14 protein-coding genes and 1 tRNA gene are annotated in these 19,556 nt (G+C 64.5%); 8 read left to right on the top strand and 7 right to left on the bottom strand.

Annotated elements, in window-relative coordinates; translation table 11 throughout:
* The first annotated feature begins 9 nt into the window (after nt 1–9).
* The 6 genes from rsmB (at nt 10) to ACG00Y_RS07840 (ending at nt 6,518) form a co-directional block, all read left to right on the top strand.
* Nucleotides 10–1,326, top strand: a complete 1,317-nt coding sequence (gene rsmB / locus ACG00Y_RS07865; protein WP_394477596.1) for a 16S rRNA (cytosine(967)-C(5))-methyltransferase RsmB — start codon at nt 10–12, stop codon at nt 1,324–1,326.
* Between the two features lies 1 nt (nt 1,327).
* Entirely contained in the window at nt 1,328–1,888 is a 561-nt protein-coding gene (locus ACG00Y_RS07860) for a DUF4390 domain-containing protein (protein ID WP_394477594.1), read from the top strand.
* Nucleotides 1,885–4,164, top strand: coding sequence for an ATP-binding protein (locus tag ACG00Y_RS07855; protein ID WP_394477593.1), 2,280 nt, complete (start codon nt 1,885–1,887; stop codon nt 4,162–4,164). Before ACG00Y_RS07860 ends, ACG00Y_RS07855 begins: the two co-directional genes overlap by 4 nt.
* Nucleotides 4,165–4,170: 6 nt before the next feature.
* The gene (locus tag ACG00Y_RS07850; protein WP_394477591.1) at nt 4,171–4,914 is read left to right on the top strand and encodes a response regulator; all 744 of its coding nucleotides are present in this window, start codon (nt 4,171–4,173) and stop codon (nt 4,912–4,914) included.
* A gap of 66 nt (nt 4,915–4,980) precedes the next feature.
* A tRNA-Phe gene (locus ACG00Y_RS07845) sits at nt 4,981–5,056 on the top strand.
* A 172-nt stretch (nt 5,057–5,228) separates the two neighbouring features.
* Nucleotides 5,229–6,518: a tyrosine-type recombinase/integrase gene (locus ACG00Y_RS07840; RefSeq protein ID WP_394477590.1), complete on the top strand. Its 1,290-nt coding sequence runs from the start codon at nt 5,229–5,231 to the stop codon at nt 6,516–6,518.
* Nucleotides 6,519–6,728: 210 nt separating this feature from the next.
* Here ACG00Y_RS07840 and ACG00Y_RS07835 read toward each other — a convergent pair whose 3' ends face one another.
* Nucleotides 6,729–7,835, bottom strand: a complete 1,107-nt coding sequence (locus tag ACG00Y_RS07835; RefSeq protein ID WP_394477588.1) for a DUF4268 domain-containing protein — start codon at nt 7,833–7,835, stop codon at nt 6,729–6,731.
* Between the two features lie 9 nt (nt 7,836–7,844).
* Nucleotides 7,845–9,896, bottom strand: coding sequence for a hypothetical protein (locus ACG00Y_RS07830; RefSeq protein WP_394477586.1), 2,052 nt, complete (start codon nt 9,894–9,896; stop codon nt 7,845–7,847).
* A 176-nt stretch (nt 9,897–10,072) separates the two neighbouring features.
* Here ACG00Y_RS07830 and ACG00Y_RS07825 point away from each other — a divergent pair, with 176 nt between their 5' ends.
* Nucleotides 10,073–11,356, top strand: a complete 1,284-nt coding sequence (locus ACG00Y_RS07825) for an abortive infection family protein (protein ID WP_394477584.1) — start codon at nt 10,073–10,075, stop codon at nt 11,354–11,356.
* On the opposite strand, the gene ACG00Y_RS07820 is transcribed toward ACG00Y_RS07825, so the two are convergent.
* The 3 genes from ACG00Y_RS07820 to ACG00Y_RS07810 all read right to left on the bottom strand — a co-directional run bounded on the left by ACG00Y_RS07820 (nt 11,357) and on the right by ACG00Y_RS07810 (nt 15,942).
* Nucleotides 11,357–12,529, bottom strand: coding sequence for a hypothetical protein (locus ACG00Y_RS07820; RefSeq protein ID WP_394477582.1), 1,173 nt, complete (start codon nt 12,527–12,529; stop codon nt 11,357–11,359). It lies immediately after the preceding gene.
* A gap of 367 nt (nt 12,530–12,896) precedes the next feature.
* On the bottom strand, nt 12,897–15,077 hold the full coding sequence (locus ACG00Y_RS07815; RefSeq protein WP_394477580.1) for a carboxy terminal-processing peptidase: 2,181 nt from the start codon (nt 15,075–15,077) through the stop codon (nt 12,897–12,899).
* Nucleotides 15,078–15,711: 634 nt separating this feature from the next.
* Nucleotides 15,712–15,942, bottom strand: a complete 231-nt coding sequence (locus ACG00Y_RS07810) for a hypothetical protein (RefSeq protein ID WP_394478607.1) — start codon at nt 15,940–15,942, stop codon at nt 15,712–15,714.
* 17 nt (nt 15,943–15,959) lie between these two features.
* On the opposite strand from ACG00Y_RS07810, the gene ACG00Y_RS07805 reads away from it, so the two are divergent.
* Nucleotides 15,960–16,091, top strand: a complete 132-nt coding sequence (locus ACG00Y_RS07805; protein ID WP_394477578.1) for a hypothetical protein — start codon at nt 15,960–15,962, stop codon at nt 16,089–16,091.
* Between the two features lie 659 nt (nt 16,092–16,750).
* On the opposite strand, the gene ACG00Y_RS07800 is transcribed toward ACG00Y_RS07805, so the two are convergent.
* Both ACG00Y_RS07800 and ACG00Y_RS07795 read right to left on the bottom strand, forming a co-directional pair.
* The gene (locus ACG00Y_RS07800; protein ID WP_394477577.1) at nt 16,751–17,308 is read right to left on the bottom strand and encodes an IS110 family transposase; all 558 of its coding nucleotides are present in this window, start codon (nt 17,306–17,308) and stop codon (nt 16,751–16,753) included.
* Nucleotides 17,309–17,337: 29 nt separating this feature from the next.
* Nucleotides 17,338–19,437: a hypothetical protein gene (locus ACG00Y_RS07795; RefSeq protein WP_394477575.1), complete on the bottom strand. Its 2,100-nt coding sequence runs from the start codon at nt 19,435–19,437 to the stop codon at nt 17,338–17,340.
* Nucleotides 19,438–19,556 lie beyond the last annotated feature (119 nt).

Raw genomic sequence — 19,556 nt, 5'->3', positions numbered from 1 at the left:
ACTGAGGCGATGCTTCAAAGCCCCCAATCTGCCCCCTTGCACCGGCTGCTGTCCCAGGCGGCGGACGCGGTGCAGGGCGTGCGCGAAGGCAAGTCCCTCACCGAGCTGCTGGGCCGTGTGCCCGCCGACCTGCGCCCCGGCACGCAGGCGCTGGCGTTCACCGCGCTGCGCCGGCTGGGCGGCGCCGAGGCTGCCCGCCAGCAGCTCGCGCCCAAGGCGCCGCCGCCGCGCGTCGATGCGCTGCTGCTGACCGCGCTGGCGCTGCTGTGGCCCGACCCCGAGCCCGCTTACACCGACCACACGCTCGTCGACCAGGCCGTGCATGCCGCCAAGCAGCGCGCGCCCGCCAGCGCCGCCTTCATCAACGCCGTGCTGCGCCGCTTTCTGCGCGAGCGCGACGCGATCGTGGCTGCCGCAGAGCGCAGCCCGCTGGGCGCGTTCAATCACCCGGCCTGGTGGATCGAGAAGCTGCGCCAGGACTGGCCCACGCAGTGGCAGGCCATCCTCGCCGCCAGCAACCGCCCGCCGCCGATGACGCTGCGCGTGCATGCGCAGCGCAGCTCGGCCACCGACTACGCCGAGCGCCTGGCCGCCCTAGGCATGGGCTCGCGCAGCCTCGGCGCGCCGACGCCCCAGGCCCTCGTGCTCGACAAGCCCGCGCCTGTCGCGGCGCTGCCCGGCTTTGCCGAAGGCCTGGTCTCCGTGCAGGACGCCGCCGCGCAGCTCGCCGCGCCCCTGCTGATCGGCACGGGCCTGAAACCCGGCGCCCGCGTGCTTGACGCCTGCGCCGCGCCCGGCGGCAAGACGGCCCACCTGCTGGAGCTGCAGCCCGACCTGCAGCTCACCGCGCTGGACGCCGACGCGCAGCGCCTGACCCGCGTGCAGGACACCCTCAACCGCCTGCAGCAAAAAGCCACCCTGAAGGCCGCCGACGCCCGCCAGCCCGCGACGTGGTGGGACGGCCAGCCCTTCGACGCCATCCTGCTCGACGCCCCCTGCAGCGCTTCTGGCATCGTGCGCCGCCACCCCGACGTGCGTTGGCTGCGCCGGCCGGACGACATCACCGCGCTGGCCCGCATCCAGGCCGAGTTGCTGGACGCGCTGTGGCCGCTGCTGGCGCCGGGCGGGCGGCTCGTCTACGCCACCTGCTCGGTGTTCCGCGCCGAGGGCCAGGCCCAGCTCGACGCATTTTTGCAACGCCAGCCCGATGCGAAGTCCCACGCAATGCCCGGGTTCACGGGGCACTTGCTGCCCGTGGCTGACAATGGTTCGCAACAACAGCCGACCCTGGACGGCTTTTTCTACGCCCTGATCACGAAACCCTGATTTGTTCGCCCGGATCGCCATTGCCGTCTTCTTCGCCGCGCTGCTCGCCCTCCTGCCGGGCGGGGCGCGGGCCGAGGGCGTCGAGCTGGCCCAGCTGTCCGCGCGCCGTGTCGACGACGGGCTGGCGCTGAGCTTCACGACCCGCTTCGAGCTGAGCCGCCCCGCCGAGGACGCGCTGCACAAGGGCGTGCCCCTGTACTTTGTCGCCGAGGCCACCGTGCTGCGCAGCCGCTGGTACTGGCGCGATGCCCGCATCGCCCGCAACGACCGCACCTGGCGGCTGTCCTGGCAGCCGCTGACGCGGCAATACCGCGTCTCCAGTGGCGGCCTGCACCAGAGCTTCCCGACGCTGGACGAAGCGCTCGACGTGCTTCGCGGCTACAGCGCCTGGCGCATCGCCGAGGCCAAGGACATCGACGACAGTGGCGGCTACTACCTCGAGTTCAGCTACAAGCTCGACGTCACCCAGCTGCCGCGGCCCATGCAGATCGGCCTGCAGTCCGGCTTCGCGCTGAGCATCGAGCAGACGCGCGCTTTTGCTGCCGATTTCACGTTGAAATGACCAAAGCTGCACGATGGGGCTGGGTCATCACGCTGGTGACCCTCACCGGCGTGGCCGGCGTGCTGGCCTTCGTGCTGACCATCGGCACCACCTCCGAGCGCGGCTTCTTCGAGCGCCACTACCACTGGCTCTACTGGGTCAACGTGGCCGTGGCCGCCGTGCTGACGCTGGTCATCCTGACGGCCGCCGTGCAGCTCGTCGTGCGCGTGCGGCGGGGCCGCTTCGGCAGCCGGCTGTTGCTGAAGCTGGCGGGTATCTTCGCGTTGGTGGGCGTGGTGCCTGGCGTGATGATCTACGCCGTCTCCTACCAGTTCGTGAACCGCAGCATCGAGAGCTGGTTCGACGTGCGTCTGGCCAGCGCGCTGGAGGCCGGCCTCAACCTCGGCCGCGGCACGCTGGACGCGATGGTGGCCGACCTCGGCGCCAAGACGCGCGACGCCGCCGACCAGCTCGCCGGCAGCACCTCTTCCCAGCTGCTGACGATGGAGCGACTGCGTGACAAGCTCGGCGCCCGCACCATCGCCGTCGTCGGCGGCAACGGCCAGATCCTGCTGGAGAGCGGCGGCGACACCCGCCAGCTCACGCCCGACCGCCCCAGCGCCGCGATGCTGCGCCAGGCCCGCAGCGGCGCAGTCGCCAGCCAGCTCGAGGGCCTGGAGGACGAGGCTGCGGCACTACAGGGCGGCGCCCAGATCCGCGCGCTGGCGCTGCTGCCCAACACCGCGCTGCGCCTGGGCCTGGATGAGCGCTACTTGATGGTCATCCAGCGCGTCCCCGGCAGCATGCTCAGCAACGCGCTGGCCGTGCAGGCGGCCAACAACGAGTACCAGCAGCGCGCGCTGGAACGTGTGGGCCTGCGCCGCATGTACCTGGGCACGCTGACGCTGGTGCTCATCCTCGCCGTCTTCGGCGCGCTGCTGCTGGCCGTCACGCTGGGCAACCAGCTCGCGCGCCCGCTGCTGCTGCTGGCCGACGGCGTGCGCCAGGTGGCGCAGGGCGACCTGTCCGTGCGCCCCGTGCTCGGCACGCGTGACGAACTGGGCGGCCTGACGCGCTCCTTCGCCGACATGACCGGCCAGCTCGCCGACGCCCGCGCGCAGGTCTCGCGCACCGTCGTCGAGCTGGACGCCGCGCGCACCCACCTGCAGACCATCCTCGACAACCTGACCGCCGGCGTGCTCGTCTTCGACGCCGACGGCCGGCTGGAGACCGTCAACCCCGGCGCCACGCGCATCCTGCGCCTGCCGCTGCCCGCCTACCTCGGCCGTCCGCTGGCCGACGTGCCAGGTCTTGCCGACTTCGCCGCGTCGCTGGCCCAGCGCTTCGAGCAAAGCGTCGGCGGCGACGGTGACCTGGACAGCGAGCCCTGGCAGGAGTCCTTCGAGCTGCAGCTGGACCCCAAGCAGCATGCGCTGGCCCTGCTGGTGCGCGGCGCGCCGCTGCCCTACGGCGCCCGCCTGGTCGTCTTCGACGACATCTCCGAGGTCGTCTCCGCCCAGCGCTCGGCCGCCTGGAGCGAGGTCGCCCGTCGCCTGGCCCACGAAATCAAGAACCCGCTGACGCCCATCCAGCTGTCCGCCGAGCGCCTGCAGCACAAGCTCGAAGCCAAGCTCGAAGGCGCCGACCAGGCCATGCTCGTGCGCTCGGTCGCCACCATCGTCAACCAGGTGCAGGCGATGAAGCAGCTCGTCAACGAGTTCCGCGACTACGCCCGGCTGCCGTCCGCGCAGTTGAAGCCGCTGGACCTCAACGCCCTCATCCAGGAAGTGCTCAGCCTCTACGCCGAAGCCCAGGAGCGCGGGCACCTCGTCGCCGAGCTGGCGCCGCGCCTGCCGCTGGTCAAGGGCGACGCCAGCCAGCTGCGCCAAGTCATCCACAACCTCGTGCAGAACGCGATGGACGCCGTGCAGGAGCGCGCGGACGGCCGCGTCGTCGTGCGCTCGTCGCTGTCGCTGACCGACACCGGCGCGCCGCGCTCCGTGCGCCTGCATGTCGTCGACAATGGCCCCGGTTTTGCCGAGAAGGTACTCAAGCGCGCCTTCGAGCCCTATGTGACGACCAAGACCAAGGGCACGGGCCTGGGCCTTGCGGTGGTGAAGAAGATCTCCGATGAACATGGCACGCGCATTGCGTTGCGCAACCTGCACCCCGCGCCCGATGCGGGTTCCCCCCCTGATGACGGAACCGAGCTGCCGGTGATCGGCGCGCAAGTTTCGCTATCATTTTCGAATCTTGTGCCCGCCACCGAGCCCGGTGCCGCAAACGCCAAGACCTAAGGATTCATGGCCACGATTCTTGTAGTCGACGACGAGTTGGGCATTCGCGCCCTGTTGTCCGAGATCCTCAGCGACGAGGGACACACCATTGAGGTTGCCGAGAACGCCGCCCAGGCGAGGGCCGCGCGCGAGCGCATGCGGCCTGACCTCGTCCTCCTCGACATCTGGATGCCCGACGTCGACGGCGTCACGCTGCTGAAGGAGTGGGGCGGCGCCGGTCTGCTGACCATGCCCGTCATCATGATGAGCGGCCACGGCACCATCGACACGGCGGTGGAGGCGACCAAGTTCGGCGCCATCGCCTTCCTCGAAAAGCCCATCACGCTGCAGAAGCTGCTGCGCGCCGTCGAGCAGGCGCTGGTCAAGACGTCCCCGCCGCGCCCGGCGCCGGCCATGCCCGGCCTGCCCAGCTACGCCGCCCGCCCGGAACACGCCAGCGGCCTCGGCAACCTCAGCGGCCTGCCGAGCGCGCCGGTTCAGGGCATCAACAGCCAGCCCAGCCATCTACCGAGCAGCGGCAGCAGCATGGGTGGGGCGCCGGCGTCGGAGCAGAGCTTCGAACTCGACCGCCCGCTGCGCGAGGCGCGCGATGCCTTCGAGAAGAGCTACTTCGAATTCCACCTCGCCAAGGAAAACGGCTCCATGACCCGCGTTGCCGAAAAGACTGGCCTGGAGCGCACCCACCTCTACCGCAAGCTCAAGCAACTGGGCGTGGACCTGAGTCGCAACAAACGAGGCACTAGCGGTTGAGGTTCAGCTTGTGCTACAGTCGCGGACTTCGCTGAGCGGCCCTGGCGCTCTCAACGAACAGATCAAGGCCTGGTAGCTCAGTTGGTAGAGCAGCGGATTGAAAATCCGCGTGTCGGTGGTTCGATTCCGCCCCAGGCCACCATCGCTTCATCCCGGACGATCCCAAGAAAGCCAAAAAGCCCTTGTTCATCAAGGACTTAGCCTGAAATAGGCGGCCCAGGAAGTCCCGGACAATCCCACAAGGTCTCGTCGTTGCGTGTACCCACTGGTGTACCCCAGACTGCTTTTCAACCGCAGTCGATTTTGGGTACACCATGGGCCAACTTAACGAGCTCCTGATCAAGGCGGCACAGCCGCGCAACACCGAATACCTGCTCGCCGATGGCGAGGGCCTGTACCTCAGAGTACGGCCTACGGCCAAGGTGTGGGTCTACCGCTACAAGCGCGAGGGCAAGGAAGCCAAGCTGAGTCTTGGGCACTACCCGGCGCTCTCGCTGGCGGCCGCGCGCAAGAAGTCGCGCGCGGAGGCCGAGAAGCTGGCCAGCGGCGCCGACCCCCGGCTCGCACGCCGTGAGGACCGGGAACGCGAGCGGGTGGCCCGACTTTCAACCTTCGAGCTCACAGCTCGCGCCTGGCACGCCCAGGCCTGGAAAGACCGTCAGTGGTCAGCCGGCTACGCCGAGAAGGTGATGCGCCATCTGGAGCTGCATGTTTTCCCGTGGATCGGCGCGCTGACCATGGAAACCGTCGCCCCTACGGAGTTGGTCCGATGCCTCCATCGCATCAAGGACCGGGGTCACCTGGAGACGGCGCAGCGCGTGCGCGAAGCGGTTCTGCATGTCTACCAGTACGCGGTGGACATCGGCACCCTGCCGCCAGCCCAGAACTTCGTCAACAACCGCACCGGTGGCCTCCCGGCGCCTCGGGCGCGGCACTACGCCGCGATCACCGATCCCGCCAAGCTAGGCCAGTTGTTGCGCGATATCGCGGCCTATCAGGGCAATGTCATCACCCGCGCAGCGCTTCGGCTTTCGCCGATGCTGTTCCAGCGCCCAGGCCAACTGCGCCTCGCGCATTGGGAAGACATCGACTTCGAGCAAAAGCTGTGGCGTTGCCCGGCCGAGAACATGAAGATGCGGGAGTGGATGAAGCGTGATCCGCGGACGCCTGCGCATCTTGTCCCACTGCCCCTCCAGGCAATTCAGATCCTGCGTGACCTACAACCGTTGACCGGACCTGTCGGGCCGATCTTCCGCAGCATGGCGAAGCGGTCGGAGGCCACTCGCTACATGAGCGACAACACGATCAACGCCGCACTTCGCACGCTCGGGTACGACACGCGAGAGCAGATCACGGGGCATGGTTTTCGCGCAACGGCCCGGACGCTGGTCCGCGAGCTGCTCGGTTGGGATCGGGAGGTGATCGAACGACACCTCGCTCACGTATCGGATGAAGAGCTGGGCGGCAGCTATGACCGGGCGACACATCTTGAGCAGCGCCGCCGGATGATTCAGGCGTGGGCGGACTTGCTCGACGACCTGACCCTGGGCAAAGAAGTTCGGCCGGCTCAAGGCGAGCATTTCCGATCGGCAAAGCGGGCATAGTCTGCGGGACCGTGGCAGGAGGTCTTCCACTTTTTGTCTTGCGCCTGCACTGCAGAGTTCGCTCGTTGGCTTTGTGGCGAGTGCGCTGTCGCTTGCCAGCCGGCGGTGGCGCGATGGCAGCTTCAGGCTGGACTGAGTCATTCAGGTTCGAATGCCTGAGCGACAGCTTCGGGCATGTATGCTGCCGAAGCGTCGGAGTTACTCAGTAGCTCAGTAGCTCAGTTGCGCGACCCGCTGGCGCATTGCGTTGTCGAGCCTCACCATGGCATTGACCATGGCGTCATGGATTGTCGGCCATAGCTCTGGTGGCGACTTGTATCCGCCGTCGACCACGTACCGGATCCTTGACCCCTCCCCCTGTGGCAATTCCTGCCAGTCCAGCGAGGCGCCGAAGTCGGCCTCGATCGCCGCCTTCTGTGCGGCGAGCGCATTGAATGCCGCTTTGGTCCTAGCGGTCTGGCCGGTTCCGTGCGCGATCCACAGCTCCACGTGGGAATCGGTCCGCCTGGTGACGTAAGTGAGATTGAAGCCTGCTCGATTAATGCCGCCGCTGAGCCATCCATCCGAGGTCGGCTTTCGGTTCGAGTGCACGTCGCATTTGCTCTTGGCCACTTCGAGCAAGGCTTCCCAGAACTTCAGGCGGAGCTCATGCCGAACGGTGCGGTTCTGGCGCTCGGCCTGCTTCTTGACACCGATCTGTGTTTGGAACGCCGTCGCTTCCGGCAGCGGGATCAGCTGCTGCACATCGAGCAGTACCGTGCCATCCGGCATCCGATACGGCTTCATGCGAATGCACCGGATGTCGATGTCGCGGTCGATCAACCACATGACGGCTGTCGTCAGCTCTTTGCTGAAGTCCGCGGCCGCCAAGATGATCCGCGTGTCCTGCGCGAACTGGTCCTCGTACACCTCGTCCCAGCTGAGGAACTCCATGATGGAGGCTTTGGCAGCGTCCGTGTCCGGCGACGCCTTGTTGCGATACCTGGCATTCGTGTCCACCAGCTGCTCGAACGTCATGGCAGACACCATGGCCGCATATCGCAGGGCCTGCAGCTCCATGTGGCCGCCGTCCTCTGTCCTCTTCAGCTCGACCACCACGAGGTTTGCATCAGCGTCGAGACACAGCAGGTCGATGCGCCTGGAGCTGTCGACCCACTCGCCGAACTCTTCCGCGATGACCATCAGCCTCTCGTCGAGCACGCTGATCTGCCCCCGCAACATGCGCTGCAGATCCTTCCGCTCCATGATCCCCTCGGCGCCGAAGGTCGTCTCGGCGACGACCTTCAGTTCTCTCTGATTGACGTGATAGATCGGCATGACGGTGTCTTATTGGTTTGGGGGTGGATTCTGAGGGAACCAGGCAGATGCGGATTCCGGGTTCTCGGCTTTCCAGCGTTCAAGGTCGCGGCCTTGAAGAAGTGTCTGCCCAGGCTTTGTGTCGAGTAGCGGTCGGCCCAGCGCATCCAGCGCGGTCTTGCTCTTGATGAAGGGAGCTGGACGGATCTGAGGAAGATCGACCTTCACGAAGGTGCCGAGTCGCTGATCGAACTTGAGGCGCTCGCTGTATTTCAGCTTTCCGAACGGCTTCGCCAGACCGGCGGCCATCTCCGGGAACAGCTTCGACAAGAGGCGATCAAAAGTCGGATCTCGCAGGTACGTGGTCTCGCCAGTACTGATGCTGTTCCGGACTTCAGCGGCCCAATCGTCGAACCACTCTTGCTGCTCGGGTGACAGCGCCGGCGGATAGGCGCGTGCAGCGATGAAGTAGATCGAGAACGCCGAGCGCTTCACGCCGCGGGTCTGCCGTATGGCATTCAGCACCCCCATGAGGTTCTCATAGCGGTAGCCGACGGGTCGCCCAAGCGTGATGGAGAGCACTCGAGACAGGATGCCGCCAGTCTCAAGGAGGTTCTCGTCACCGGCCTCCGGGAATCCGTGGAGCCGCAACTTGTCGGCTTGGCGGGCGATAAGGGCCTGGGCCTTCCCCACGTCGTCCGGCCGATGGATGACGGCGTCAAGCATCTGCGTCACCGCATCGAGGTACTCAGTGGCAATCGTGGCGATGGGAGTTGCCAGGACCTGCTGGCGTATAGCGGCAGCCAGCTTGTCCTTTGCAGCAAGCTCTGCGCGTTCGCTGGCCACCTGCTTCTCCAGCCTGTCCCGCAGTGACCTGGATTGAAGCGTTTGCTCGGGATGGTGTAGCCAGCGCTTGGTGGCCAGCTCGTCGACAACCAGGCGCCGAAGCTCATCCTGGTTCACCCTGCCGCCAGCCAGGCTTAGGTCGATTTCAAGAGTCGCTTCCCCGGCGGTTCGGATCCGCTCGAGACGTTCAACATTGATGTGGTTGGTGACGGTCACCTCGACCAGCAGAGGCAAGTACCGGACTTGTCCATCGTCGCCAAACGCCTCACACGTGACGTCCGGAACCAGCCGCCCATGCCGTGTCTCCAGTCGAACGCTTTCCAGTCGAAGCTCTTCTTCGACTTGCACCCACCGGTCCTTGCGTGGCTGCCCATCAGCAGCCACGACTTCGGCGTCGGTCGACACCTCTGGGACCCTGAGACGACGCACAGCCTCAAGGATGCGCTTGACCTCGTGATGCAGGACCGTCTCCCGCCGAAGCGCTGGGTCGAGGTCGGGCGGAAGGTACAGCCAGTCGGGGACGGCGTCGAAGTAGTAGAGCGCCTTGGCATGTGCCGCCGCTTGGGCTTGCTCCATCAACTGTGCATCCTGCAGATGGGTGCGCCAGCACACCTCTGTAGGAATTAATCTGGCCCGCCTGCGCAGCTCCTGCAGGTCCATGCCAGCAAGGCGGGCGTCATCGGTGTCGATGTAGATGCTGGGGAGGGGACGGCCGGTGGTGGGCTCCGAGCCCGCAGCGCCGGTGAGTTGGACCAAGACCTGTTCGCCATCGTCGAAGGTGACCACCGCCATCGACCGGTCTCGATAGTCCACCTCGCTGATGCGCCTTCGGACCGGAGGCAGTTCGACCCAGGCCTCATGGAACTTTCCGCTGAGCCCGGCCACCTTCCCGGGCATCCGGCGCCGCGGCAACTCAAGCCAGCCGTCGTCCTGCAGCTGGCGCAGCGCTGCCGCTCGGGCCGCCAACACCAGGCATTCATCACGGTGGCTGCCATCGGGGTGGCGGAAGTGCGGCCGGCGCATGAACTCGGTCTTGGCGTTGTTGACGGCGACGAGCGGCTCTCCGCAGCTTGGGCATTCGCAGCCACTGTGAGCGCCATTCCGGTCCGCGCCCAGTTCAAGAATGTAGCGAGGCTCACCAGTTGCCACCTCTCGCGCCCACGCCATCACCAGGTCCGCCGGCGTCTGCCGCGAGACCAGTTGACCTCCTGGAACGAGATGGGTGGCGTTGTTCATTTCAGAGTCTGGGAGTCCCTTCAACCGAAGCGCTCACCCCTTGAGCGGTCGATGCCCCCTGATGGTACGGGCGGCGACCAAAGTGATATGGCAGGAGGCAAGTGTGCGTGCGGTTGGCGGGCGTGCGGCCGGGTATAAGAACCAGGCGAAGCATCTAGAGCCAACAGGGAGAAGACATGGACTCGCTTGAACAAACCCTCGCCACCGTGCACGACCTGCTTCGGGCCGAGCGTCTCGACGAGGCAGCCGCACTTCTGCGTCGTTGCCCGGCGAGCATGGAGCAAGTGGGATACGACAACTGGAACGGGGGCACGGATCTCTACGAGGTGCGTCTTGAGCTGCCGCCTTCTGAGTTTGCGCGCCTGGGAACGCGCCGCAGTCAACTGGAAGAGCAGATCGCTGCGCGGCTGAAGACCGTCCTCGAGCCGGAGACACAGGACTGGTACTCAGTCCGGTTTGTGCCCGCGAAAGCGACACGGCCCGATTGGCGCAGCGATGTGCAAGTAGATGCACCTCAAAAGGACATCGCGTTGCCGCGCCAGGTTCGACAGAACATCGTCGACGGTCTCAAGCTGGAGAAAGTCGCGTGGTTCGGTACCCTCGACGACGTCGAATTCCTCAGCCGGCTATACGACCTAAAGGGCCTGCCCTCCAATGACTCTCGATACAAGGATGCCGCCGGAGACATCTGGCAGCACCGCTTCAACAACGACGACTGGGAAAACGACTGGGTCTACACCGACGATCGCTTCAAACTGCTCGACGGCCCATCCGAGGCCTTCCTGCGTTTCCTGTGCGAGATCGTGCACCCGGTGGTTCGACCGAGTCGTGACGAGGCCATCAAGCTGGTGAGCCACTTCAACGATCAGCTGCGTCATGCTGGTTGGGAGGTCATTGAAGAAGAGTTCATCGCGGGCCGCCCGCGCTTTTCATACCGCCCGCTGCGAAATCAGACAGCCCGAGCGGTGATGCGGGCCAGAACGGTTGCTGATGCGCTGGATGCGGGGTGGATGGCCAAAGAGATCGAGCGCCTAGAGCAGGCCGTCGATCGAGATCCTGCGCTTGCGATCGGCACCGCTAAGGAGCTGGTCGAGTCCTGCTGCAAGTCGCTGCTGAATAAGCGCGGCGTGCCTTTCACAAAGTCAGAAGACTTGGGTGAGCTCACAAAGAAGGTGACCAAGGAGCTGCAGCTGGTGCCCGAGGGCATCACCGACGAGACCAAGGGGGCCGACAACATCCGATTGATCCTGCGCAACCTAACCCAGCTGACCAACAACTTGGCCCAGCTTCGTGGCTTGTACGGCACCGGGCATGGCCGGGACGGACAGCATCGCGGCCTGCAGCCCCGGCACGCTCGACTGGCGGTAGCGTCTGCCGTTGCCTTCATCGACTTTGTCGCGGAGACCTACGCTCAGCGCGAATCGCTTCGCAGTCCCGGGACTCCCGGCATAGCGGGCTGATCAGGGGCGCAAGCTCGTCGAGGCCACGCTGGCTTGACTTGCCCCCTCAGGACCCTTTCCCCATGGAATTACCTCAGCGATCCGATACCTGAAGGCCTTTGTAAACGTCATCACGCCGGTAGGCGTCCCAAACCGGCGCAATTCCAAGACCCTGGGAAGCATCTCATCCCAGCAGGCGACGATGGGCTGGAGGTACTCCAAAACGGTTGGATTGGTGAGTATTCCTCTGAGAAGGAATCGATTATCGAACTGCCTAGACTCAGTCTTCGTCATCGTCCAGTACAGAGTAGCTGACAGGGCAGCCTTGCCACCAAGCATGACGAGCTCCTTTCGATCCATTTCGTGGCCACAAATCGCCCGCATCAGCTTGCTATCCAAGCTCTCGTGGATCTGAGGCAGGTTGATCTCCAGGCGAGTTAACGGATTCGGATGCGAGCCCTCAACAACCGCACTGGGTGCAAGGAGCTTGGCTCCGTTGAAGCGGAAAAACACGAGTGAGAGGCCGCACAACATGAGGTACACCAGTCCCGCTAAAACCTCTGTTCGAGCCTCAATGCGAACGAACCTCGGATCACTGACATGTCGGATCAGCTCGACAATGTAGAAGTTCATTGCTTCGAAGTCTGCTGCCAGTTCCGTAGCGTGCGAAACAACCGCCTCTCGGCCTGCAAGAACATCGTCACCAGACGCCTCGAAGTCCTGAACGTCTGCAGCAAGCCCGAGGTCTTCGGCAGTCGAGCCGAACTCTGCGCGGATGACCCCATGCTCTTGCATCAGATGACCAAGCTCATGGAAGAAGACCCACGTGATGGCGGCAACGAAAATGTTCTTCACATGCTCGTCTTCGTCAAAACACGTCGGGAGCTTCTCCCGGTCGCCGTAGAAGTCGTAGAGCCTGTCAACGTCCGTACCTTCGGGGATGCTTCGCAAAAACTCGCACAGGCCTTCTGCGTCCCTCCAAACTTGCCGCACGAGCTCGTAGTAAATAGTGATGCTGTGCCGAATGGGTGCGGCGGGATCAGCGGAAGAAGAAGCGTAGGCACCAAACTTCCTACCCTCACGCCAACCGATAGATAGCTCTCCGCCGAGCTCCGCGTAGATGCCGTCGTTCAGCTCCTGAGTGAGGGTTCCCAGGACCTGCCCTGCCAGCTGGTAAATCTGAAAATCTTCCATTCGGTGTCTCGTACTCGCCGTAGACAGTGGCGTAACCAGTGTTGTACCTGCTTGGTCGCCGGCATCGTTCGACCCTGTCGTCAACTTTTTCTGCTGGCGCGCCCGCTAGCTGATTTGGATAAGGCTTAGGAAAGGCGAGGCAGAGCCGGGTGAACGCCACTCGGATCATCGCCGCCCAGGCACGTGGCGCTAGCCTCAACTCCTCCTCTGGAATCAGCCCCTGGCCTAGGTGGATTCGTCGACGCGCGGGTGACCGCTCAGCGCTCCTGACAAGCCGGACGCACGGCGACCGCGACCGACGGCTCCCGCTGCGAAGCGCACTTTGACCTTCTGAGCTTGCCGGATAGCTCACCCGGCCCGCCCAGCGCTATTGCTCCGATGAACCCTGGAGCAGCAGGTCCTTGATCATCGTGGGGCGGGTCGACGAAACGCTCGCAGCCACCTGCGACTTGCCGGCCTTCAACGCCACGCTGTCGGACACGATGTTGACGGCCTCGTTCAGGATGACGTCGTTGGCGTCGTCGCGGGCCTTCTGGGAGGCGAGGTTCCGGGCGAGCTGGCGCTCGTTGAATTGCAGGCCGTCGTCCGCCAGGGTGCCGCCCGCGGCCGACGCGGCGCTGGCGGCGGCGCCGCCCAGCAGGGCGACCAGGCGCTTCTCCTGCGCGGCGCGCTCCTTGCGCCGCACGTCCTCGTTGAGCGAGATCACATTGTTCTTGCGCTGCGCCCGTGCCTTGGCCAGGTCGTCCACCAGGTCCTGGTAGTCGCGGTCTCGCTGCACGCGGCTCTCGTGCCAGGCCTTCAGGCGGGGCAGGTGGGGTTTCAGGTCGCCGACGGGTTGGTGGTCGACCGCCGGGATGCGCGTCCAGGGCAGTGCGTTGCCGAAGCTTGACTCGCCGAACAGGCTGTCGTCGCCCAACGCGGGGACGCGCATGTCCGGCATCACGCCATGCAGTTGCGTCGTCCCGCCGTTCACGCGGAAAAACTGCGCAATGGTCAGCTTCAAGTCGCCGAACGTCGGCTTGGGATTCCTGGCGATCTGGTCGAGCCGGGCGACAGTCTGAACCGTGCCTTTGCCGAAGCTCGGCTCGCCGATGACCAGGCCGCGGCCGTAGTCCTGGACCGCGGCCGCGAAGATCTCCGATGCCGATGCCGAGCCCCGGTTGATCAGCACCGCCAGCGGCCCCTGCCAGGCCACCGCGGTGTCGCTGTTGGTGGCAACGGAGACGTCGCCCTTGGCATTGCGTGTCTGCACCACGGGCACCTTGCCGAGGAACAGGCCCGTCAGCGCCACCGCTTCGCGCAGCGAGCCGCCGCCGTTGTTGCGCAGGTCCATCAGCACGCCATCGACCTGCTGGGCCTTCAGGTCCTGCAACAGCCGGGCCACGTCGCGCGCGGCGCTGCGGTAGTCCTTATCGCCTTTCTGCATGGCCGCGACGTCCTCGTAGAACGAGGGCAGGGTGATCACTCCGACCCGGCGCTTGCCCTCGCCGCTCGTCACCGAGTACACCTTGGCCTTGGCCGCGCTGTCCTGCATCTTGATGGTGTCTCGAACCAAGGCGATGGTCTTGGCCGGCGCGTCGGGCCCGCCGCCCGCCGGCAGGATGTCCAGCCGCACCGTCGACGCCGCCTTGCCGCGGATCAGGGCCACCACGTCGTCCAGGCGCCAGCCGACCACATCCTCCATCGAGCCTGAAGGCCCTTGGCCGACGCCGACGATGCGATCGCCCACCTGGAGCTGGCCCGACACCATGGCCGGCCCGCCCGCCACCAGTTCGCGGACGGTGATGTGGCCGTCGTGCTCGGTCAAGGCGGCGCCGATGCCCACCAGCGACAGGCGCATCGCGATGTCGAAGTTCTCGGCGGCGCGCGGCCCGAGGTAGTTGGTGTGCGGCTCGATCGCCGTGGTGTAGGCGTTCATGAAGGCCTCGAAGGCATCCGCGCTGTTGATCTTGGCCAGCCGTTTGGCGTTGTTGTCGTAGCGCTTGTCCAGCAGCTTTCGGATGGCCGCGTCGTCCCGGCCGGCGAGCCTCAGCCGCAGCCAGTCGTTCTTGACGCGCTTGCGCCAGAGCTCCAGCGCCTCGGTCTCGGTCGCCGGCCAGGGCTGGTCCTTGCGGTCAATCATCAGCGTCTCGTTGCGCTCGAAGTCGAAGCCCCCGGCCAGAAGGCTGCGCGCGAAAGCCATGCGCTCGGCGGCGCGGCGTTCGTAGAGGTTGAAGATCGCGAACGGGGTGCGCAGGTCTTCGTTCAGGATGGCGTCGTCGAGCCTGGTGCGGTCGGCCGCCAGGCGGTCGATGTCGGACCGCAGGAAGTACAGCTTCTCGGGGTCGAGCAGCTTCAGGTACTGGTCGAACACCTGGCTCGACAGGGTGTCGTCCAGCGGCATGGCCTTGTAGTGGTAGCGCGACAGCAGGTCCGCCGCCAGGCGGGCCGCCTTGGCGTCCTGCGCGGCCGGCTCGAGCAGCGGCGGAAAAGCCAGCTCCGTATCAGCGGTGGCGAGCGGCATTGCGCCCGCAACTGCCAGCACCAACCCCAACAGCTTGTATCTCACTCTTGTTCCTTCACGCGGTTCCGCACGCGGACTTGCACGTTTGAATAGTGCCATGTCTGGTGTGAATCCCTGGGGCAGGTCCGGCGTGACCTCACGCGGCGGTCAAGAGATGCGATGGGAGTGGATGGCCCGGGACCAGCTGATTCAGGCGGGCCGGGGCGGCCGTGACGGCCTGCGGCGCCGAGCACAGCTCGGCCGGGAAGCGGCCCATGCCGGCGAACAGGCAATAGCAGGACGGTCGCAGATACATCAGCGCGACGCCGTGACGCGCAACTCGGCCTCGAAATCGCCGCCGCGGTCCCAGACCGCCAGTAGGCTGGCGAGGCAGTCGGAGCGATTGCGCTGGGCGCGGGCGCCAATGGTCGATGTCGCGCCGCATGTTGAGCTTGCAGTGGGCGACATGAGTGGCCGGGCTCTGGTCCATGGCTGACATCGGTACCTTCTCGTCGAAGGACCGCAAATCCTTGCGGACCCGCCGGGCGCCATGGCTATGCCGGCACCAGGCAGGCGTGAGTCGTTCGTAGCCCGGCACGAACGGCTGCTTGGGCTGGAACCAGTCACTGAGCGAAGGCGGCCCGGCCGGCATACGCACGGCCGTACATCGCCCGCTGCAATTGCGCGCGTTCCTGGGCCTTCATGGGAGGCTCAAGTCCATGCCGAGAGTCCTGGCCAGCCCGAAGGTCAAGATCAGCAAGACGAGGAGCAACAGCAAGAAAACGGCGACGAGCTTGGCGCCCATCCCGAGTAGCGCGCGCCGGTCCGCCCACTTCTTCTCCCGGTCGTAGTGCCACTTGATGGCGAAGTACATGCCTGTGGCGAATACCAGACCCTTGAATAGAACGAAGACGATGAGAACCCAATCCACCTGAGCATTCCTGGCTGTTGCTCGACACCGTCCATCTTGACGGTGAATCGGAGCGGCAGCCATTGGGCGTTTTGACTCACGGCCTGCGCGCGCACATGACGCCGCCGTCGAAGGCCTTCCAGATGGAGTGGCCGCCCAACGGCATCTGAACGTCACGAGATCACGCCTGCGGGGCGGCAGGTCTTTGCCGACAACTTTCCAGCTAACCGGAACTATGAAAACGAGGTTCCTTGGCCCGAACGGGCGACAACGTTGCACCCGCTGCCGAACGAGCCAAGGCGCCTTGCCCCTGGGGCTCTATCGAAAGATGGCTTGACGGCCTTCAGCACGCTCACATCTCGCGAAACCGGCACACGAGGTTACTGCCTAAGTTACTCCGCCTCGGTGCCCTCACGGCGTGGACGCCGGCGCATTGCCGAGCGTCGACGAGCCGGGTGAAATTCGTCCCCCCCCCCCAAAAACGGGGGGCGATGGGCGTCCAGCCTGCCGAGAGCCGAGTGCGCCGCGCAAGCCAGGGCGGGCGAACGAGCGCGACCGTGTGTGCGTGGATCTGTGCGGCGTGGGATCAGCTCAACCAATGAGGCGTTGACAGTCTGTGAGACTGTGGCAAGGGCATTTGCTCCTTTCGTCTTGGGCCTGGACGACAGAGTTCCGCTCGGTGGCTTTGAGGGCGAGTGCGCCAGACGCTTGCAAGCCGGCGGTGGCGCGGTGACAGCTTCAGGCTGATCAGCGACATTCGCCGCCGGAGGCTTAACGGCGGCGACAGCGGAGACCGGTCATCCAGCGCCGGCAGCCGCGACCGACAGCTTCACCGGCGATTGCTGTCGCCGATCACATCTGCAAACTCATCAGTCGCGGTCACCCGCTGCACATCGTCTACGGGGCCGGTCGCTGTGGTTGCGTCATCCAGAGTCACGCGGCAAGCACATCTTGTAGACGGTGCGCCGGTGTCCACGAAGATCGCCGGCATAGGTAATGCCGTTGCGCAGCAGCGGCGCCTTGAGGCGGTGGCGGCCGTTGCGCTTACACGCACGGCGTCCTCGCGGGCGCGCACCAGGTCGCGCACGGACTCGTTCAGGCTGTCGGGCACGCGCACCATATGCGGATTGCCCGAACGAGCGAGCCGGGCCAGCAGCATGACGTCGCGCTGGTCGGTCTTGATGCGCTCACCTGGTAGGCGGGAGATGCTGGACGGCGCAACCACGACGCAATGCGGGCCCTGGGCGCAGAGGTGCCTATTCAGCACGAACGTCCCACGCGGATCAGCGGCAACTCTGACAAGCCTCGGCTGGGCACGATTGACTCGATGCGATCTCGATGCTATCCAACTGCATGCGCAGATGCGGTCGCTCCCCGGACCGTTCATCAGTGTTCTCAGGATGCTGCACGCGGAACTCAATACTTCTCGATGTCGACAAAACGGACCGGCCGGCGCGAGTGACGAACGGCCAGCAAGAACAGCACGACATAGCCGGCCAAAGAGGCGCCTACAACAAGGGAAAAGATGGGTTCCTTGGTCATCTGGTTCAAGACGCTCGCAAAACCAAACCACAGGCCAAACAATGAGATTGCAAGGACCAGTAGTTCTTTCTGGATCAGACCGAGGTTGCTGCGACGCAGTCGGAAGGCTTGCAGGTACGCGCTGGGAATCTCATCCGGATAGGAACTGTCCTCATCGTTCTGAAGCAGGTCCGTACGAATGCTTCGATCCAGCATGATGATGGGATGCGCATCAGGAACACCAAGAACATCCTGGGAGCGTACGTAACGGCTCGATAGCCTGTCGCCATAGCCGGGTGACTTCTGTCGCTCCGACATATGTTCGGAGGAGCAGGTCAGCGCTTTGATGCGCTTGGTCTTCAGGACGTACCGGTCCCCGTATTTCACGACGGAGTCGACCACGATGCTGTAGCCCGGCTGGACGCCGAGGATATCCATCATCGAGGGTTGGATCCGGCTAATGCTCTTCTCCATGTCCTCGATGGGCAGCTTTGCAACACGGGCATAGGATTCCTGCCATCCCAGGATAAAACGCCCTAGCCAGTCACTTCTTCGCTTGTAGGGGGGTACGTCTACCCATGCCATCTGGCACATCACGTCTGCATCATCGAAGGCGTAGCCCAGTGCACCCCGGACACTTTGCGGAGCGACACAGATGTGCCCCGCTTCGTAGTCCTTGTCGTAATCGCGCAGCGCAACGTCCGGATGGCGACCCTTGAGAAGTGCCAAACGCGAGTTGTCGCGTGAGGGGCAATCTGCGCGCTTCGCTGTGTCGCGACCGTAGATGCGTACCTCGTCGTTCTCGTACGGGAGAACTTTGAAATGGGCCAGGACGGCGATCTCCTGCCTTGCCAATGGATGAAATGACATCAATACGCAGCTTCCCGAGCTCTCGCCGTCTGGCCGATGCCGCATCCGCTTTGCGCCTTCAGTTGAAATGAACACGGTCAGCTGTCCGAGGTAGAAGGTCTTCTCACCTGAAGGAATGACATTCAGGTCGGTGGCTTGTCTGCGGTCGGCAAGTTGAAGAAACTCTGCATACCCGTTGGATCCCGCCACGATGGTCATCGAGGCGTGGATCTCGTCCCGACTCCTGCGCTTGAGGGCGTTGCTAATCGCTGTGACAGCCGCCCCCTTCTTGAGCAAGGTTTCGATCGCCTGCGTGTCTGACACGGGCGGCTCGTTTGATGGAGACTTTTCCTTCGAGCGGTATTCCTCGATAAGGCTCCGAACCCGGTCGTCTTCGAGCAGCGCTGCTTCTAGGTGCGCCCGCAACTTGACCTGCGTATCGAACTGCAACGTCGTGGCGTCAGCCGGTGAACCAAATGCGTGGATCAGCGGGCGTTTGCCGTCACCGTCAATAAGGAATCCGTGTCTTGAGAGATAGCTGTAGGCCCAGGGAATACTTGTGTCGAAATCCCACTTCACCGCCCTGCCGCCACTGGTGTCGGTCCACTTGGCAAGGCAATAGTTGACCCCAAGACTTTCAGAGCGATTCATCACTGGTATCAGCTCCTCGGCAACGAAGAGCACTGACATGGGAGACCAGGAATCGTCGCCGGAAGGAGCCAAGGTAAGCGGAATTGCCCCATACGGCGCAGCATGGGCGCTGTAAGCCGCGCACATCCCCTTCATGGCTATCGGGATGCACAGGACTGGGGCAAAAGACGTACTCCGCGCTTTGCTCTTCCAGTCTTGGAACTTTCGCTTCAGCTGCGTCGGTGCCGCGTTGGAGCCCGCAGTGATCATTGGCACGACGCGCTCCATCAATAGCTGTTTGCGCTCCACGCCGCCCTTGGGTAGCCATGAGAACTTGATGTCCAGAGTCCCGACAGTGTTCTCGTTGACGTGCTCGTTGATGGGCGATTGGGCCAAGATCTGAAAACTGAAATCGGTTCCCGATGTCAAATCCTCCAGCTCGAAATCTCCATCGAGGAGGAAACACCGCTCAAGTCCTTCGGTGTTCAAGTACGGATAGTCGTTGCATCTGTCCATCAGGAACTCTTGCTGCGGTAAGTAACCCTCTGCGAGGCGCTCATGATGCTTGAGACGCCAGGAGATGGCGATGTGCTACCCGAGAGGGCGGACTCTTGGGGCAGTGTCGCCGCACCACG

This window comes from Pelomonas parva (assembly GCF_043555835.1).
Classification (GTDB): domain Bacteria; phylum Pseudomonadota; class Gammaproteobacteria; order Burkholderiales; family Burkholderiaceae_C; genus Pelomonas; species Pelomonas parva.
The sequence above is the reverse complement of the archived record's forward strand: the minus strand, read 5'-3'. Positions and strand labels throughout refer to the sequence as shown.

Bases quoted from the DNA above. Each gene is read 5' to 3' on its own strand.
- ACG00Y_RS07835 (WP_394477588.1), bottom strand. From the start codon at position 7,835: ATGCCGATCTATCACGTCAATCAGAGAGAACTGAAGGTCGTCGCCGAG.
- ACG00Y_RS07795 (WP_394477575.1), bottom strand. From the start codon at position 19,437: ATGGACAGATGCAACGACTATCCGTACTTGAACACCGAAGGACTTGAG.
- ACG00Y_RS07820 (WP_394477582.1), bottom strand. From the start codon at position 12,529: ATGGAAGATTTTCAGATTTACCAGCTGGCAGGGCAGGTCCTGGGAACC.
- ACG00Y_RS07850 (WP_394477591.1), top strand. From the start codon at position 4,171: ATGGCCACGATTCTTGTAGTCGACGACGAGTTGGGCATTCGCGCCCTG.
- ACG00Y_RS07830 (WP_394477586.1), bottom strand. From the start codon at position 9,896: ATGAACAACGCCACCCATCTCGTTCCAGGAGGTCAACTGGTCTCGCGG.
- rsmB (WP_394477596.1), top strand. From the start codon at position 10: ATGCTTCAAAGCCCCCAATCTGCCCCCTTGCACCGGCTGCTGTCCCAG.
- ACG00Y_RS07825 (WP_394477584.1), top strand. From the start codon at position 10,073: ATGGACTCGCTTGAACAAACCCTCGCCACCGTGCACGACCTGCTTCGG.
- ACG00Y_RS07800 (WP_394477577.1), bottom strand. From the start codon at position 17,308: ATGAACGGTCCGGGGAGCGACCGCATCTGCGCATGCAGTTGGATAGCA.
- ACG00Y_RS07855 (WP_394477593.1), top strand. From the start codon at position 1,885: ATGACCAAAGCTGCACGATGGGGCTGGGTCATCACGCTGGTGACCCTC.
- ACG00Y_RS07840 (WP_394477590.1), top strand. From the start codon at position 5,229: ATGGGCCAACTTAACGAGCTCCTGATCAAGGCGGCACAGCCGCGCAAC.